Here is a 14,456-nt window from a genome sequence, read left to right as displayed (position 1 = left end):
GATATGAAAGCAAAACAATATGAAATGCTGCGGGGGGATCTAAGCGCAAACAGCTTTGATATTGTCAAGGTGGATGAGGAAGAACTGGAAAGGGAAGAAACCAACATCCGGAACCAGGAAATCATCAATTCACTGGGTGAGACGAATTTTGCTATTTATGTGGTTGATTTCCAAAGCGGAGGAGTCAGCATTGTACAGACCACAGAGCTGGTCAAAAGCGTGGTACAGACAAAGAGTTTTTTATGGGATAATATTTTTCAGGAAAAGGGGATCAGTTACATAGCACCGGAAGACCAGAGGGAATTTTATAATAAATTTTCTCTGGATGCAATGAGGAGTGCATGGAAGAACCAGGAAAAGAAGAGGAATCTGGTGTGCAGGGCGCTGCTGCGGGGTAAATGGAGATACATATCCATAACTGCTTTTTTCAAAGAAAACAAGAGGCAGGGCGGATATGCGATCCTGACCTTTCAGGATGTGGATGAACAGACAAAGAAGGATATGGAACGCAGTTGGAATGACAGGCGGATGGCAGCCATTATCCGGACAAGATACAGCATGCTAAGCATTGTAGACCTGGAAACCGGAATGTGCGAGAGAATTTATCTTAGAGAGAACAATCCGGGCAGACGAGTGGAAGGAGATTACAGATACTATATTCAGAGAGCGCTGGACCAGTATGTTGCAGAAGAAGATAAAGAGCGCTTCCAGGATATGTTTTTGCTTGAGAACCTTCGGAAAAGGGCGGAAAGCGTAGACAGCTTTAAAGAAGAGATATGTGAATTCCGGTACCTGACCTCCCCTGTAACATGGGTGGAGGAGCAGGTGCTTTATATAAAACAGGGAAATAAAACGGTTATAAACATACTGGGGTATGATATCACGGATAAAAAACAGAAGGAAGAGCATGTGCGCAGGGACGTTCTGGAAAAAGCCTCAATCATCAACAGCTTGAGCAGTATGTTTTTTGCTACGTACTATATAAATCTTGAGAAGGATACCTTCCGCTCTGTGACGCAGAAGACAGAAGTGGGCAATGTTTTAAAGGATGAGAAAAATTGTATGCAGGCATTTCGGATGTATGCGGAGCACTTTGTACACCCGGATGACAGGGAGGAATATCTGGAATGGGTGGACAGCGAGAAACTGCGGGATACGCTGAGTCCGGAACATCCCCTGATTGCTTTTGAATATCGTAAGGTACCGGATCAAAATAACCAGAGAGCATGGATCCGTGCCACTATGATATTAGCTGAGACTACCAGTGACGGCAGGCCGAAGCAGGTGTTGTATGTGGCACAGGATGTAACGGAAAGCAAATTAAAGGAAGAAAAGGAGCAGCAGGCACTGAAGGAGGCCTGCGAGGTGGCAAACCGCGCTAATGCGTCAAAAAGTGAGTTTATGTCAAGGATGAGCCATGATATCCGGACTCCTATGAATGCCATTATCGGAATGACGGCAATCGCAGCCAAGTATCTGGACGATCGGGAGAGGGTGGCAGACTGCCTGAGCAAGATCACGGTTTCCAGTAAGCATCTTTTAGCGCTTGTCAATGAAGTGCTGGATATGAGTAAGATAGAGTCCGGAAAAATAGAGCTGGCAGAGGAGGAAATCAATTTATCTGACCTGATCGAAAATCTTGTGACTATGATCCGGCCCTCCATACAGGAGAAAAATCACAATTTTAATGTGCGGATCGCCAATGTGGAGCATGAGGATGTGATCGGGGATTCTATGCGGATACAGCAGATTTTTATGAACATATTGGGAAACGCGGTGAAATACACACCCCCGGGCGGAAGCATTGAGATGGAAATTCACGAGAAACCCTGCAATACATACGGTTATGGATGTTACGAATTTATTTTCCGGGACAATGGAATCGGAATGAGCAGGGAGTTTCAGGAAAAGATGTTTGAACCCTTCAGTCGCGCAGAGAATTATCTGGTCAGTAAGATTGAGGGAACCGGTTTGGGGCTGGCAATTGCAAGAAATATCGCGCGAGGGATGAATGGAGATATCACAGTTGAGAGTGAACTTGGAAAAGGTTCACAGTTTGTGGTTATGCTGTCCTTCCGGCTTTCGGAAACAACAGCGCCCAATATGGAAAGATTTGTGAACCTGCCTGTTCTGGTGGCGGATGACGATAGAACGGCAAGTGAGATGACGTGTCTCATTCTGGAGAATATTGGAATGAAGGGCGAATATGTTCTGAACGGAAAAGATGCTGTGAAGCGGGTATGGGAACAGCATGAAAACGGACAGGATTATTTTGCCGTAATCCTGGACTGGAAAATGCCGGGTATGGATGGCATTGAGACAGCACGGGCAATACGCAGGAAAGTGGGTCCGGATGTACCGATCATTATCCTGTCAGCCTATGACTGGAGCAATGTTGAGGAAGAAGCGCGTCATGCCGGGGTGAGCGGATTCATTTCGAAACCATTATTCAAGTCCCGTCTTGTATACCTGTTTCATCAGATCGCAGAATGTGGGCAGGAACAGGAGAATCTGAAAATGAATCTGGTTCCCGGAGCATCACTGGTTGGAAAACGGATACTGCTGGCAGAGGATAACGAACTGAATCGGGAAATAGCGGAAGAGATCATCGGTGAAACCGGAGTTACGGTGGAAAGCGTGGAGGATGGAAAAAAAGCATTGGAATGTTTTGAAAAAATGCCTGAAAATTATTACGACATGATACTTATGGACATTCAAATGCCGGTTATGAACGGATATGAAGCGACCGCTGCAATACGGCGGCTTCCACGTAAGGATGCGATCAGCATCCCGATCATTGCCATGACTGCAAATGCTTTTGCGGAAGACCGGCAGCAGAGTAAGAGCGCAGGTATGAATGAACATCTTGCGAAACCTCTGGATGTGGAGCGGCTGATGGAATGTCTGGAAAAGTGGCTGGGAGGTGAAGAAGATGCAGGCTGAACATCAAAATAATCGGAAAATACTCTGGGAGATTATTTTTGCAGGCGTCCTCGTTGCTTTCATCGTGATAGCATTTGTCATTTTTACAAAAAAGAATAATCAGCGTATTGTTGAGCAGAATGCCAACTATGTCCAGGATTCCACCATGCAGGTAGCAGAACGGATCGACGATGTACTGACTGCGGCAAGAGATACGATCGGAATCATGGCGTATCTGTATGGAGAATCATTGGAAGAGCCGGAGGTTGACAGACAACAGCTAAAGGAAATGCAGGATAATTCCCTTTTTGATTATATTGAATTTCAGGATGAAGACGGAACGAATACCACTGCCGGAGGAGAAAGCTCCGATGTGTCAAATCTGATCTTCAGTGCACCGCTGCGGTGCAAGGGGGAAATTTTCGGCGTATTAAGCGGAATGTATTGCAAAGAAAGACTGAAGGAGATTCTTTCCACGGAGTTTTTCGGCACCCAGGCAAAAAATTACCTGTGCAGAAGCGATGGAACGGTTATCGTGTTCAGCGGTGCTGACAGTGCGCCGGAGAATATGCTGGAATCATTTCCGGAGACGATGAAGGTCTCCGAAGAACAGTATGCAGAAATAAAGAAGACCTTTGAGGAGCATGGCTCCTACGGATATGAGTATGTGGGCACACAGGGCACCGGAAATGCTTACCTTACGGGTATTCCCAACTGTGATCTGATACTGTTGCAGACATTTCCGTCTGCAGTTACCGATGCTATGCTTGACAGGGCAAACGGTGCCGGGATAGAGCTTGAAGTGGAACTGACCGTGGCATTTGGAATCTATATTGCATGCCTGCTTCTGGCAAGATGGAATCAGAAGAAAAAGCTGGTATCGGAAAAACAGGAAATGTCCCAGATTGTAAGCGGAGTGACACAGCTATTTGACCGCTTTGTGGTTGTAGACCTGGAAAAAGATACCTACGCATATCTGAAAAGCAAAGAAGAAGAGCTTGACCAGAAGGGAAGGTATTCAGAACTGGTGGATTACTTGACCGATAGGTATGTGAAGGATGAAGATGGTGTGGATATGACATATGCCATTACCAGGGAGTACATCCAGACCCATCTGAACGCGGATACCCAATATCTGCAGTATGAATACCGCATACAGCGGAACGGGCAGAAGTGGGAAAATATGTCTATTTTGTGCCTGAGGAGAGAGGATGACATTCCCAAGCATATTTTGCTTGCAATTCAGGATGTGACAGCACTAAAGGAGAATGAGCTCCGAAACAGGATTGCCCTGAAAGATGCTTTCGAGGCAGCAGATGAGGCAAACCATGCAAAAAGCGACTTTCTTTCCCATATGTCCCATGACATCCGCACGCCTATGAATGCCATCATGGGTATGACAGCAGTTGCAGCCATGAATATTGATGACAAAGAACGTCTGATGGACTGCCTGAACAAGATCACGCTTTCCAGCCGCCATTTACTGGCGCTGATAAACGACGTACTGGATATGTCAAAGATTGAAAGCGGAAGAGTTTCCCTGTCTGTGGAGGAATTTGAGATGTCGCAGGCTGTGGAGAGTCTGCTGGCGATCATACATCCCCAGATCCAGGCAAAAAAACAGCAGCTTAAAGTCAGCGTTGCCCATATCACTCACGAAGGGGTGATCGGAGATCCGCTGCGGCTGCAGCAGGTATTTGTAAATATCATGGGAAATTCTGTGAAATTTACACCGGAGGGAGGAACGATTTCCTTTTCCATTCATGAAAAACCATCCCACATACCGGGAAGCGGATGCTACGAATTCATTTTTGAAGATACCGGCATTGGTATGGATAAGGAATTTTTGAACAGGATCTTTGAACCTTTTTCCCGTGCAGAAAACAGTAAGAAAACCACTGAGGGAACAGGACTTGGCATGTCCATTGCCAGAAATATTGTCCGCATGATGAACGGAGACATCCAGATTGAAAGTGAACCGGGAGTAGGCTCAAGGTTTACGGTAATGGTATATCTGAAGCTCCAGGATGTTCAGGAGGAGAATACGGAATGCCTGAAGGAGCTGCATGTGCTGGTAGCAGATGATGAGGAGGACGCGTGCCACAACACCTGTGAGATCCTGAACAGCATCGGTATGTATGCGGAGGGCGTATTTAGCGGAGATGCGGCTATCGAGAGACTGGAGAATGCTCATGAGAATGCCGATGAATTTGCTGTACTCTAACAGAATAGATGTCAAAACCATCAGAAACGAAGAGACGAACTGAGGAAGACCGGGAAATGGTGGGAAACCCCGAAAAATCAAGGGATTCAGCGAGTTTATGAAATGAGGTGGGACGAGGTTTGACACGTATTCTGAGAAAAACGCTGATTTTTAAGAACAAAAAAGAAAGTTATCCATAAAAGAGCCAGAAAGTCAGTGTTTATGCGACTTTCCGGCTCTTTCTTTGAGCTGTATTGAATAAAGTAAGGTGATTTGATCGCCAGGAACTCTTTAACATGTCCGCTGTAACAGGGAAATGTTTGCGACGTTATAACAGCGCGTTATAACGTTATTTTTAATTTGGCAAATAGTTCACGAAAGCCGCATAAAATGGGCGTTTCTTAGCGTTACATATTGCGTTATAAAGTTGAGACAGAAACCGCAAAAAGAATGAAAATGCAATAAAAACGTTACATGTTCAAAGGGACAAAATCTGCACATGCTCAAAAAGCTGTCCCATTGGCGTGTTTATGCGGTTTTTAGCCTTTTTTTTGCGGAAAAACCAAGGGTGCACCAAAGGGACAAAAAAAGGGCAATAAGTTACCCAAAAAAGGGAAAAAATTAAGCAATTTCAGATGTCGCTGTGTCCCCTGAATTTGATAATTTTGTGAGACGCTTCTTCCGGTTTATTTTTATTTTTATAATGTCCAAAATTTCTTCTTGATCGTTTGAATCGAGCTCTCTGAAGAGTTCTAATAAATTATTTTCATATTCAGATAATATCACATCTGAGATATCCCCTCTGTGATTTTCTCCGGTTAAAATCCAATCTGTGGATACTTGGAGCGCTTTGGATAAAGCAACTAATGAATTAGCTGACGGTGTTTTATTTCCATTTTCAAAATCACTTAGATTTCCATTAGAAATACCGCATAATTCTTTAATTTGAACCTGCGTAAGCTTAAGCTCTTTGCGTCGTTCTTTTATTCTATGTCCAATCATGTTACACATAAAAACCTCCGAATTTTTAAAATATCACTTTCGTGATAAAATGTGTTGACTAAATATCCTTGTTGTGATATTATGATTTCAGGGTAACAAATTAACCAAAAACACTATAACACAAACACATCAAGAAAACATCCAATTTTTTCTAAATCCCCACGTTCGTGGGAATCAGCCCTGATCTGAAAGGGAGAACAGTCTTATTAAATGAAGTGCAAATATAGAAAGGAGAATGGCATGAAAAACGGTAAGAGACCAACATTGCAGCAGAAGCTGATTATGAAGTCACATGGACTGCAGCCGGATAACTGGCTGGTGATTAAGAATACCACAGAGTACATGGAAGTGGTCAGTCGGATGTCTCTGAAGAAGATCGGAGGCAAGCCAAAGATCCGCAGGCTCTCAAAAGCAGGTGAATGAAATGAAACGAAGTGAATACATATCCGCGTTCCTGGACTTCATGAGGGAGGCACAGATCGAGTACGACGTGGCAAGAATGAAGCAGTCAGAAGCAGACAGCGAGACGCAGGACATTCTGCACCGTCTGGAGCTACACGACGATTCCTACCACGACATGGCGAGGTTATCAAAGACACTGAAGGAAGTCAGACAGAACCGGAGGGCTGCGAAAGATGCGATCAGTGAATTGGATCCGATTTGTGGATGGGCGAAAGAAAACGCTAGAGTACTGAAATCGCTGGAGCAGCTGCTGGGGAATGTAAGGAAGGCAGAGAAGGCAACACAGAACCGATACTATTCGGACCGAACAGATGCAGTGGAAAGGAGTATAAGGAATAAATAATTGAAAATTAAATATTCGAGTAAAGGAGAGTGCGATAAATGAAGCTTGAAATAGCGTTAAATGAAAAAGAGATAGGCGCAATTAATTTGGCTGCAATGATGAGCCATAATGCTGCGGAGAAATATTTAGAATCACATTCGGACGAAGATGTTTCTGAACATGATGCATATTGTAATTATATTGATATGGAAGAAGTGCTTAATAAAATCTATTATGCTTATCGCAACCGACTGGATCTTAAAACAGAAATGGAGCAAGAAGTAAAACATGATGTCCCCAAAAAGAAAAAAGCTAGGACAATGAGTAGAAGCAGTTACATGAGTTTGTGGCGTATGTATGAAATGATGAAAGATATGTTCTTATCACTGATTAAACAGGCGGAGGATGACAGTGAAGAATCTTATGAGAAGATGATATCCTGGATCCGTCATATCCCGGAAAACTTACCTTTCAGCTTTACCAATGATGAACAGGGATGCTTTAATTTTGCAGTTATGCAGAGCGTCCCGGTAGAGGATGAGGACGCTCTGGAATGATAACAATCAATTACAATCAGAGTTTCGCCTTGGTTTAGCATAGAAATCTTGGCGGACACAAGCTGTATTGATTTGGTTTTCTTTTGGAAATGCCTGTAAAAGATGAATCAGTAGAGTGAGGGGAATGCGGTCGTAGTCAAATACCAATTCATTTCCCTTGAAAATAAAAAGGGAAATAGAATGAGAAGGATCACAGCCTGCATCACAGATATAGTAACCTGGATCGGACAGTACATAAGGGAAATCGTCAACACTATGCTGAATGTTGTTAAGAATGGATTCATCCATGTTGAAAAGGGCTAATGGAACATATCTCATACCAGTTACAATATACAATCTGCTTCTATTGGAAAGAACGACAGGGATATCCTTTATTTCATTGTATTTGTCCATAAAAGTCTGTGCATATTCAGGAGTCAGGTCATCTTGAAACCATTCATATAAAAGTGGATAAATTACTTTGAAATCATAGATGACATCCATACAAGGATGTTTAAGGTTTGCAATAGATCGGATCGTTGATGCATGCGGATGAGTTGTATCGTATTTACTTCGTGGCATTTTGGGAACCTCCTTTTTAAGGAGTATAACATAAAAAGATTATTAATAAAAGAGGGTGATAATATGGCGGGACAGGGGAATAGGAAGCTGACTCCGCTGGGGAAGGAAATTAGGAAGAAGCTGATTGATAAGGACATGAGCCAGGTGGAGCTGGCGGAGAAACTAGGGACGACGACGTTCTACTTGAGCAGGATCATGCATGGGGTTCGGAGCGGGAACAAGTACCTTGGACCTATTTGTATCATACTGGATATTAATCCAGAACTATATCAGGAACAGGCTTAGGAGGGGAAGATATGGAAGAATATATCACCCTGGAAGAAGCGGCGAAATTGGAAGGTCTGAGCTACGAAACTGCAAAAAAAAGAGCTCAGCGTGGAAAATTAGAGACTCGTAACGAGCCAAGAGGGAATGGGGGAAAGAATATTACACTTGTAAAAGTAAATTCCCTTTCCAAGCAGGCCCGCAATGCCTACCGGGAGCAGGAGAGGCTGAAGGCCCTTGCAGCTGACAGTAGCGACATCCAGGAAGAACAGAAGACAGATCAGCCCTGGTATGTGGACACAGACATTGACTGGTATATGAGCCAGTACAAAGAGAAATATTACCAGGCGGTAGAGCTTGGTAACGTGGTACGCCAGTACCTGCGGGAGACCGTCGGAAGATACGGTGATATCACAGAGTTTGCCGAGGAATACGCACAGAAGCACTTGGGGAAGAAATACCGAACACTGTACCGGATGATCAAGGCGTACAACGAAGCACTCTACTGGCAGGAAAAAAAAGAGAAGGAAGAGGGCTGCTCCTACGAGTATTTTCGCGTTCTCTGCCTTTGCAGGAAGCCGAAGGATGTAGGAAAGTTCCCGTCTATGTCAGCGGAAGTCCAGCAGACCATTAAGAACATATGGTTTGATAAGGATTTTGCCGGAAACAGGGGGACGAAACAGATGCTGTATGAGCAGCTGGAAGTGATCTGCGAGCAGAAGCACTGGAAGAAGATGCCATCCTACCAGACGGTGGCAAGGTTTATCAACTTCCTCATGCAGGATGAAGGAATGAAGAACGCCCACTTCCTGGTAGCAAATGGCATAAGGGAATATAAGAATAAAGTTATGTGCAAGCGTCGCAGAGATACGACCGGCTTACAGGTGATGGAGATGATTCAGGGTGATGAGCATACCTTGGACTGCTGGGTTACATACAAGGCACCAAACGGAAATATCGTTCCGATCAGACCCAAACTGGTCTGCTGGATCGATACCCGTTCCCGTATGATTCTGGGAGATGTGATGTGTAAAGATGCGAACAGCCAGACGCTGAAGGCCAGCCTGCTGAAGCTGATCTACCACGATGCGGGAAGTGTTCCCAGATATTTGTACATTGACAATGGAAAAGACTATACGTCAGAGGAAATGACTGGCTATGAACGTAAATACAGGCATAATCAGGAAGAAAAAGATAAATATTTTTCAATAGCCTTTGATGACATGGCGCGAGGCTTCTACAGATCTATTGGCATAGAAGATGTACGTATCTCAATGCCATATGAACCCTGGACCAAGGGGCAGATTGAGAGATTTTTTGGAACTGTTTGCAGGAAGTTTACCAAGTGGGTGACAAGTTACACCGGAACCCTTACTGGATCCTTCACAGCAAACAAGGTGAACAAGGACATTAAAGAGATGGCCAGACAGGGCAAGCTGATGACACTGGAAGAATTTTACGAAAAGTGGACGCAGTGGAAATTTGAAAAATATGCAAAGTATGTGCATTCCGAGCTGCGGAAATTTGGCGAGGAGTATACAAGACCGGGCGATCTGTTTGAGAAGGGTGACCGCTACGAGATGGCACCGCCGCCGAAGAGTCAGGCTACCATCCTCATGATGAAGTCAGAGGATGCAAGGGTAAGGAACACAGGTATTGAAAGATTTGGATACTATTACAATGATCAAGACCTGATGGCGCACATAGGTGAAAAGGTAAATGTGAAGTATGATCCGGACGATGTATCCGTGATCTATGTCTATGACAGGAAGGGACGTCCGATCTGCGCAGCTGAGAGCTATGAACTTCTCCAGTTTGGCAAGGTATCTGACGAGACGCTGAAGGAGCACCGCAGACAGCAGAACGCACAGATCAGGCGAGACCGTAAGATTGCAGAGGAAGCAAGCATTCCGTTCGAGGAACTGAATGACAGACAGCAGAATGCGGATAAGGTGATCGGTGCCCTCACCATGAAGATGGAGGGCTCTGCGAAGAAGTCCAGCAAGGTCACTCAGATGCCCCAGAGCAAAACCTGGAGGCAGACCGGGAAACAGATGCGGCAGGAAATGCAGAACCGCCAGGAGCGCCAGAACTGTGAATATATGAATGCCCAGGCACAGAAAGCACTGGATCGTCTGAGACAGACACAGGAGGCTTAAATGAAAGAGATGTTTTATTCCGGTATCTGCCTACTGATCCGGACCGTCACATGGGGGATTATGCTGCTTGCAGTGATCGCAGTGGCAGTCCCGGTGATGCTCCTGGAGATACTGGTGGACGCAATGAAAGTGAATGAATGATCAGGATAAATGTCAAAACGGATGAAAGGGAAGGTAACATTATGAATGAAACTGTCAAAAACGAAACTGCAGCACTCACTGACCTGGCGGTAAAAGTAAATGAGCGCCTTAGGGTGCTTTGCATCAACAAGCAGATGATCGGAGTGCAGTATAAATGCAGCCGCTCCATGATCAGCCAGTACTTATCCGGCAAATACAGAAGCAATCCGGAGACTGTGGAACGCATCCTGAATATGTTCCTGGCGGACACAGAGGAGCAGTACAAGGACGCTTTAGAGAATGACCCGCAGGCGAAAAAGAAACTGGAAAAAATGAGGGTAAAAGCGGAGCTTGAAAGGAAAGAACAGGAAGAAGCCCCGGAGAAACATTTTCCGAAAAAGAAGCGGATCCTGGAATCCAGTGACTATCTTGGTGTTTTGTCCGTGTGCCAGTCCTGCCAGGATGACCGGGGGCTGGGAATCATTATCGGACGCAGTGGATACGGCAAGACATACGCTTTGAAGGAATATTCCAAGATGCCGAGGGTTGCTTACATGGAATGCGACGACACTATGAGCACCAAGGATCTGGTGACAGCTCTGGAGCTGGGACTGGGATTGCCGAGATCCACCAGCGGATCCATCTGGAGCCGCGTGAACCGGATCCGTGACTTTTTGAACGCAAATGAAGGATATCTGATCATCGTGGATGAGGCAGACAAGCTGATCAACAAGTACACAGCCGCAAAGATGGAAATTCTCCGTGGTATCTTCGACCAGTCGAGCGTCGGAATCGTGATCGCAGGGGAGCCGAAACTGGAAAGCGATATCAAGACCGTCCTGGAGCGTTTCGCGAACCGGATCGACTTTTGCTACAAGCTCCACGGACTGAACAAGGCAGAGCTGAAGTCCTACCTGGAAGACTGGGATATCAAGGAAGATGCAGCGGAAGAGCTGGCTGTCAGAGCCTTCTCTGCAAGGACAGGCTGCTTCCGTCTCCTGGACCGTACCATCAACAACGTACTCCGCGTCATGAAAGCTCATGGGGAGTACACGGTCACACTGAAGATGGTACAGGAAGCATCCGGCATGATGATGCTGTAAGGAGGGCAGGAGGATGAAAAGATTAACCTATAAGATCGAAGCAACCGAAAACGGATATACAGAGAGCTTGAGCTTCCTGGGAATGACAGTCTCCAAGACCTGGAAGAGAACAGATACCGGAATGAGATGCGAGGAAATTGACCTCTGCGAGCAGTTGGAGAAAGCCGGAATCGATAACGAGGACTTCCTGGATGGGATTTATGAATACCTGGACGAGTCGAACCTGGGAATGGATCTGTCAGACTTGCTGAGATAGGGAGGAAAAATCATGGAGAATATTACAATCAGCATCAGAGGAAAGAACGCAGGCGTGCAGGCGTCAGCGATCGTGAGAGCGTTCTACAAGACAATGGCGAGGATGGAAGACGGCGGCTGCCATGTGCAGCTTGCCACCAGTCACATCGACGAAGGAGCCGCCACCACAGGCGAGATCAGCGTTCCGGATTTCATTTCCGAACAGGAAGGCAGAAGACGATTCGCAGGAAGGAGATAACATGGCAGGAAAGAGGATCCCGAAGCATAAAGTGACCATCCGGACCCTGTGGGGGATCGCAAAGTCCCCGGAGCTTCAGCTGGGAAGCGAAGAGCTCCACCTGGTCGTACAGGCACAGACCGGCAAGGATTCCCTGAAGGAGCTGACAGAACCGGAACGCAGGCGTGTGGCTTACGTCCTGGGACAGATGAAGGAGTCAGCATCCGGGAAGAGGAAGAGGCCAGTCGGCATGACCGGAAACGCAACGGACAACCAGAGACGCAAGATCTACATGCTGACCAAGGAACTGGGCTGGGACGACAACCCGAAGCGGCTCTCCGGGTTTATCCGCCGGATGTTCAAGGTGGAGAGGGTCGAGTGGCTGAATTATGAACAGTGCAGCAACCTGATCGAGGCACTGAAGAAGATGATCGAGAGACAGGAGGCGGCGGGAAGTGAATGATTTTCGTGTTACGATTCGGGCGAAGAACGGCAAGATCGGCATAGATGCCGAGGGTGAAGTGATCGTCCTGGAAGACCTTGCTACCACCTGCGGGATCATACAGATCCTGGCGGGCGAGATGGCTCTGAAACAGGGCAGAAGCCTAGACGACGTGAAGGACGCCATGCTGGACATCCATCTGGCAGCTATGCAGAAGCTGATGGACGACCAGGCAGAGAGGGAACTGTGGGATGAATAGGTTTCTGAGGGCAAAAGGAAGGAGAGACAATGGCAAAGAAGAAATACAAGCCAATGACCAAGCGGGAAAAGGAAGAGATGAAACAGATCCGGAAGGAACTGAGAGAGAAAGGCGTAATCCCGCCGGTCAAGAAACGCCTGAACCGCAAGGACTACATAGAAAATACCAAAAACAAGTGGAATGAGCCGGAAGAGGGAAACTCCTGGATCTATCTTACCAGGGCAGTCTCCTGGGTGATGGGACGGGTTGACCATAAGGGTAATGTCCATCCGGAAGCGATCGGGGCGGCTAAGGTGTTGCAAGTAGCTATGAAGATGCAGGAGTTCACAGCGAAGCTCAAGGAAGAAGGGCGGGATCGGTACACCACCGGTGAGCTGTATGAGTATCTGAAGGAAACGCTGGAAGAGTAGCCAGCAGAAAGGAGCACAAACATGATGCAGAAGAAAATGTCTACCCACGGGGCAGTCAACATCCCGGTACAGATGCGCCGGAGCATGGGGCTCCAGCCCAAGGATGTGATTGAACTGGAGGAGAAAGATGGGGCGTTGATCCTGCGTCCCAGGGAGATCCGGTGCGCGTTCTGCGGAACGGATGAGGATGTCCTGAAGCTGAAAGGAAAGGGGATCTGCGTCTCCTGCCTTGAAAAGGCACAGGAGCAGAAAGGAGAAGGCAATGAAGATTGATCTGAAAACACAGACTAGCGGACAGCTGGTGGATGCCTTGGTACAGCTGGACAAGCTCCGCCTCCAGACCGCCAGGAGCATTGATATGTACAAAGCGGAACTTCAGGCCAGGGGCGTGAGTATCATGGACGACCGCAACCAGCAGTACATCCGCTTCTATGGTGACGGAGGCAGTGCTTCCATCACAGACAAGCAGAAGCTGGATCTCACCAACCCGGACCGCTTGCAGAAGTGGCTTCCGGAAGGCGTATACAAGAAGAATGTGTCAGAGACCACGGAAACCAAGTACAAGCTGACTGCTGGGTTTGAGACCATGCTGAAGTCGGTTGCGACCGGGGACTACACCTTCGAGATGTCCCTGGAGGATATGATGGACCAGCTGCACATCATCCCGGATGAGAAACAGCGGAAGCTTCTGCTGAAGAAGCTGACCGGGGAGTTCGAGAAAGACCGGAAGACCCTGAATGCCGTGTTCAAGACCGAGGATTCCTGGGAAGAAGAACTCTACTACATCCACCGGATCAAGAGAGGCGAGCTGATCCGGAAGTACCTGCCGGACGATATGCTGGACATCACCATCACAGAGCTGAAGAAGTGTATCACGGTAGACAGTTCCCTGGCCATCGGGCTGGACTATAAGGCGGAGGACTAGGACATGATAGAACCAAGTACAATAAACATCCTGATCGTATGTGTCACGCTTGTGACACTGGTATGGATGGGCGGAAAGAAAGGATGATTAAAATGGCAGCAAAGAAAAAGTTATTTTTGATCGCCGGACACGGCGAGGGAGACCCGGGAGCGTGCAGCATCTGGGGACAGGAAGCAAATTACACCAGGGAGCTGGCTGTTGGACAGCGAATTGAGAGAGACGCAAACGGCAAATTATTTTTCCGCTTTTCAAATAATCGACCGCGCAGTCTGG

General features: G+C 46.8%; 19 protein-coding genes. 17 read left to right on the top strand and 2 right to left on the bottom strand.

Annotated elements, in window-relative coordinates; all coding sequences use genetic code 11:
- The first annotated feature begins 3 nt into the window (after positions 1–3).
- Entirely contained in the window at positions 4–2,943 is a 2,940-nt protein-coding gene (locus ACESZH_RS20055; protein WP_373218650.1) for a response regulator, read from the top strand.
- Positions 2,933–5,146 (top strand): ATP-binding protein, encoded by a 2,214-nt coding sequence (locus ACESZH_RS20050; protein ID WP_373218649.1) that lies wholly within the window; start codon positions 2,933–2,935, stop codon positions 5,144–5,146. Before ACESZH_RS20055 ends, ACESZH_RS20050 begins: the two co-directional genes overlap by 11 nt.
- Before the next feature lie 600 nt (positions 5,147–5,746).
- Here ACESZH_RS20050 and ACESZH_RS20045 read toward each other — a convergent pair.
- A complete protein-coding gene (locus ACESZH_RS20045; protein ID WP_373218648.1) occupies positions 5,747–6,136 on the bottom strand; it encodes a helix-turn-helix domain-containing protein in 390 nt (129 codons plus the stop codon).
- Between the two features lie 231 nt (positions 6,137–6,367).
- Between ACESZH_RS20045 and ACESZH_RS20040 the strand changes: the two genes are divergently transcribed.
- From ACESZH_RS20040 to ACESZH_RS20030, 3 genes are read left to right on the top strand one after another with little or no spacing between them, the layout of a single operon-like run.
- Positions 6,368–6,550: a hypothetical protein gene (locus ACESZH_RS20040; RefSeq protein ID WP_373218646.1), complete on the top strand. Its 183-nt coding sequence runs from the start codon at positions 6,368–6,370 to the stop codon at positions 6,548–6,550.
- A 1-nt stretch (position 6,551) separates the two neighbouring features.
- Complete coding sequence (locus tag ACESZH_RS20035; protein ID WP_373218644.1) at positions 6,552–6,932, top strand: hypothetical protein; 381 nt, start codon at positions 6,552–6,554, stop codon at positions 6,930–6,932.
- Between the two features lie 38 nt (positions 6,933–6,970).
- Positions 6,971–7,468: a hypothetical protein gene (locus ACESZH_RS20030; protein ID WP_373218643.1), complete on the top strand. Its 498-nt coding sequence runs from the start codon at positions 6,971–6,973 to the stop codon at positions 7,466–7,468.
- 6 nt (positions 7,469–7,474) lie between these two features.
- Here the strand turns inward: ACESZH_RS20030 and ACESZH_RS20025 are convergent, their stop codons facing one another.
- Positions 7,475–8,029, bottom strand: a complete 555-nt coding sequence (locus tag ACESZH_RS20025; RefSeq protein ID WP_373218642.1) for a hypothetical protein — start codon at positions 8,027–8,029, stop codon at positions 7,475–7,477.
- 63 nt (positions 8,030–8,092) lie between these two features.
- Here ACESZH_RS20025 and ACESZH_RS20020 point away from each other — a divergent pair, with 63 nt between their 5' ends.
- From ACESZH_RS20020 to ACESZH_RS19965, 12 genes are all read left to right on the top strand, one after another.
- A complete protein-coding gene (locus tag ACESZH_RS20020; RefSeq protein ID WP_373218640.1) occupies positions 8,093–8,314 on the top strand; it encodes a helix-turn-helix domain-containing protein in 222 nt (73 codons plus the stop codon).
- Positions 8,315–8,325: 11 nt separating this feature from the next.
- Complete coding sequence (locus ACESZH_RS20015; protein WP_373218639.1) at positions 8,326–10,452, top strand: Mu transposase C-terminal domain-containing protein; 2,127 nt, start codon at positions 8,326–8,328, stop codon at positions 10,450–10,452.
- Positions 10,453–10,593: a hypothetical protein gene (locus tag ACESZH_RS20010; RefSeq protein ID WP_373218637.1), complete on the top strand. Its 141-nt coding sequence runs from the start codon at positions 10,453–10,455 to the stop codon at positions 10,591–10,593.
- Positions 10,594–10,634: 41 nt separating this feature from the next.
- A complete protein-coding gene (locus tag ACESZH_RS20005) occupies positions 10,635–11,675 on the top strand; it encodes an AAA family ATPase (protein ID WP_373218635.1) in 1,041 nt (346 codons plus the stop codon).
- A 13-nt stretch (positions 11,676–11,688) separates the two neighbouring features.
- Positions 11,689–11,931: a hypothetical protein gene (locus ACESZH_RS20000; RefSeq protein WP_373218632.1), complete on the top strand. Its 243-nt coding sequence runs from the start codon at positions 11,689–11,691 to the stop codon at positions 11,929–11,931.
- Between the two features lie 12 nt (positions 11,932–11,943).
- Positions 11,944–12,168 carry a hypothetical protein gene (locus ACESZH_RS19995; protein ID WP_373218630.1) on the top strand — a complete coding sequence of 75 codons (225 nt, stop codon included), beginning with the start codon at positions 11,944–11,946 and terminating at the stop codon, positions 12,166–12,168.
- A gap of 1 nt (position 12,169) precedes the next feature.
- On the top strand, positions 12,170–12,610 hold the full coding sequence (locus ACESZH_RS19990; protein ID WP_343100560.1) for a regulatory protein GemA: 441 nt from the start codon (positions 12,170–12,172) through the stop codon (positions 12,608–12,610).
- Positions 12,603–12,848, top strand: coding sequence for a hypothetical protein (locus ACESZH_RS19985; RefSeq protein ID WP_373218628.1), 246 nt, complete (start codon positions 12,603–12,605; stop codon positions 12,846–12,848). Before ACESZH_RS19990 ends, ACESZH_RS19985 begins: the two co-directional genes overlap by 8 nt.
- A 29-nt stretch (positions 12,849–12,877) precedes the next feature.
- Positions 12,878–13,258, top strand: coding sequence for an addiction module toxin RelE (locus ACESZH_RS19980; RefSeq protein ID WP_342982220.1), 381 nt, complete (start codon positions 12,878–12,880; stop codon positions 13,256–13,258).
- 21 nt (positions 13,259–13,279) lie between these two features.
- Positions 13,280–13,531 carry an AbrB/MazE/SpoVT family DNA-binding domain-containing protein gene (locus ACESZH_RS19975; protein WP_373218626.1) on the top strand — a complete coding sequence of 84 codons (252 nt, stop codon included), beginning with the start codon at positions 13,280–13,282 and terminating at the stop codon, positions 13,529–13,531.
- A gap of 85 nt (positions 13,532–13,616) precedes the next feature.
- A complete protein-coding gene (locus ACESZH_RS19970) occupies positions 13,617–14,183 on the top strand; it encodes a hypothetical protein (RefSeq protein WP_373218625.1) in 567 nt (188 codons plus the stop codon).
- A 92-nt stretch (positions 14,184–14,275) separates the two neighbouring features.
- Positions 14,276–14,456 (top strand): hypothetical protein (locus tag ACESZH_RS19965; RefSeq protein ID WP_373218623.1); only part of this gene is annotated, 181 nt, incomplete at its 3' end.

Origin of the sequence: Ruminococcus sp. 5_1_39BFAA, assembly GCF_964240875.1 — a bacterium.
Classification (GTDB): domain Bacteria; phylum Bacillota; class Clostridia; order Lachnospirales; family Lachnospiraceae; genus Blautia_A.
Note: the sequence above shows the minus strand (reverse complement) of the source record. Positions and strands in the feature narration are given on the sequence as shown.

Coding starts and splice junctions, on each gene's coding strand:
- ACESZH_RS20055 (WP_373218650.1), top strand. CDS start 4: ATGAAAGCAAAACAATATGAAATGCTGCGGGGGGATCTAAGCGCAAAC.
- ACESZH_RS20050 (WP_373218649.1), top strand. CDS start 2,933: ATGCAGGCTGAACATCAAAATAATCGGAAAATACTCTGGGAGATTATT.
- ACESZH_RS20045 (WP_373218648.1), bottom strand. CDS start 6,136: ATGTGTAACATGATTGGACATAGAATAAAAGAACGACGCAAAGAGCTT.
- ACESZH_RS20040 (WP_373218646.1), top strand. CDS start 6,368: ATGAAAAACGGTAAGAGACCAACATTGCAGCAGAAGCTGATTATGAAG.
- ACESZH_RS20035 (WP_373218644.1), top strand. CDS start 6,552: ATGAAACGAAGTGAATACATATCCGCGTTCCTGGACTTCATGAGGGAG.
- ACESZH_RS20030 (WP_373218643.1), top strand. CDS start 6,971: ATGAAGCTTGAAATAGCGTTAAATGAAAAAGAGATAGGCGCAATTAAT.
- ACESZH_RS20025 (WP_373218642.1), bottom strand. CDS start 8,029: ATGCCACGAAGTAAATACGATACAACTCATCCGCATGCATCAACGATC.
- ACESZH_RS20020 (WP_373218640.1), top strand. CDS start 8,093: ATGGCGGGACAGGGGAATAGGAAGCTGACTCCGCTGGGGAAGGAAATT.
- ACESZH_RS20015 (WP_373218639.1), top strand. CDS start 8,326: ATGGAAGAATATATCACCCTGGAAGAAGCGGCGAAATTGGAAGGTCTG.
- ACESZH_RS20010 (WP_373218637.1), top strand. CDS start 10,453: ATGAAAGAGATGTTTTATTCCGGTATCTGCCTACTGATCCGGACCGTC.
- ACESZH_RS20005 (WP_373218635.1), top strand. CDS start 10,635: ATGAATGAAACTGTCAAAAACGAAACTGCAGCACTCACTGACCTGGCG.
- ACESZH_RS20000 (WP_373218632.1), top strand. CDS start 11,689: ATGAAAAGATTAACCTATAAGATCGAAGCAACCGAAAACGGATATACA.
- ACESZH_RS19995 (WP_373218630.1), top strand. CDS start 11,944: ATGGAGAATATTACAATCAGCATCAGAGGAAAGAACGCAGGCGTGCAG.
- ACESZH_RS19990 (WP_343100560.1), top strand. CDS start 12,170: ATGGCAGGAAAGAGGATCCCGAAGCATAAAGTGACCATCCGGACCCTG.
- ACESZH_RS19980 (WP_342982220.1), top strand. CDS start 12,878: ATGGCAAAGAAGAAATACAAGCCAATGACCAAGCGGGAAAAGGAAGAG.
- ACESZH_RS19975 (WP_373218626.1), top strand. CDS start 13,280: ATGATGCAGAAGAAAATGTCTACCCACGGGGCAGTCAACATCCCGGTA.
- ACESZH_RS19970 (WP_373218625.1), top strand. CDS start 13,617: ATGTACAAAGCGGAACTTCAGGCCAGGGGCGTGAGTATCATGGACGAC.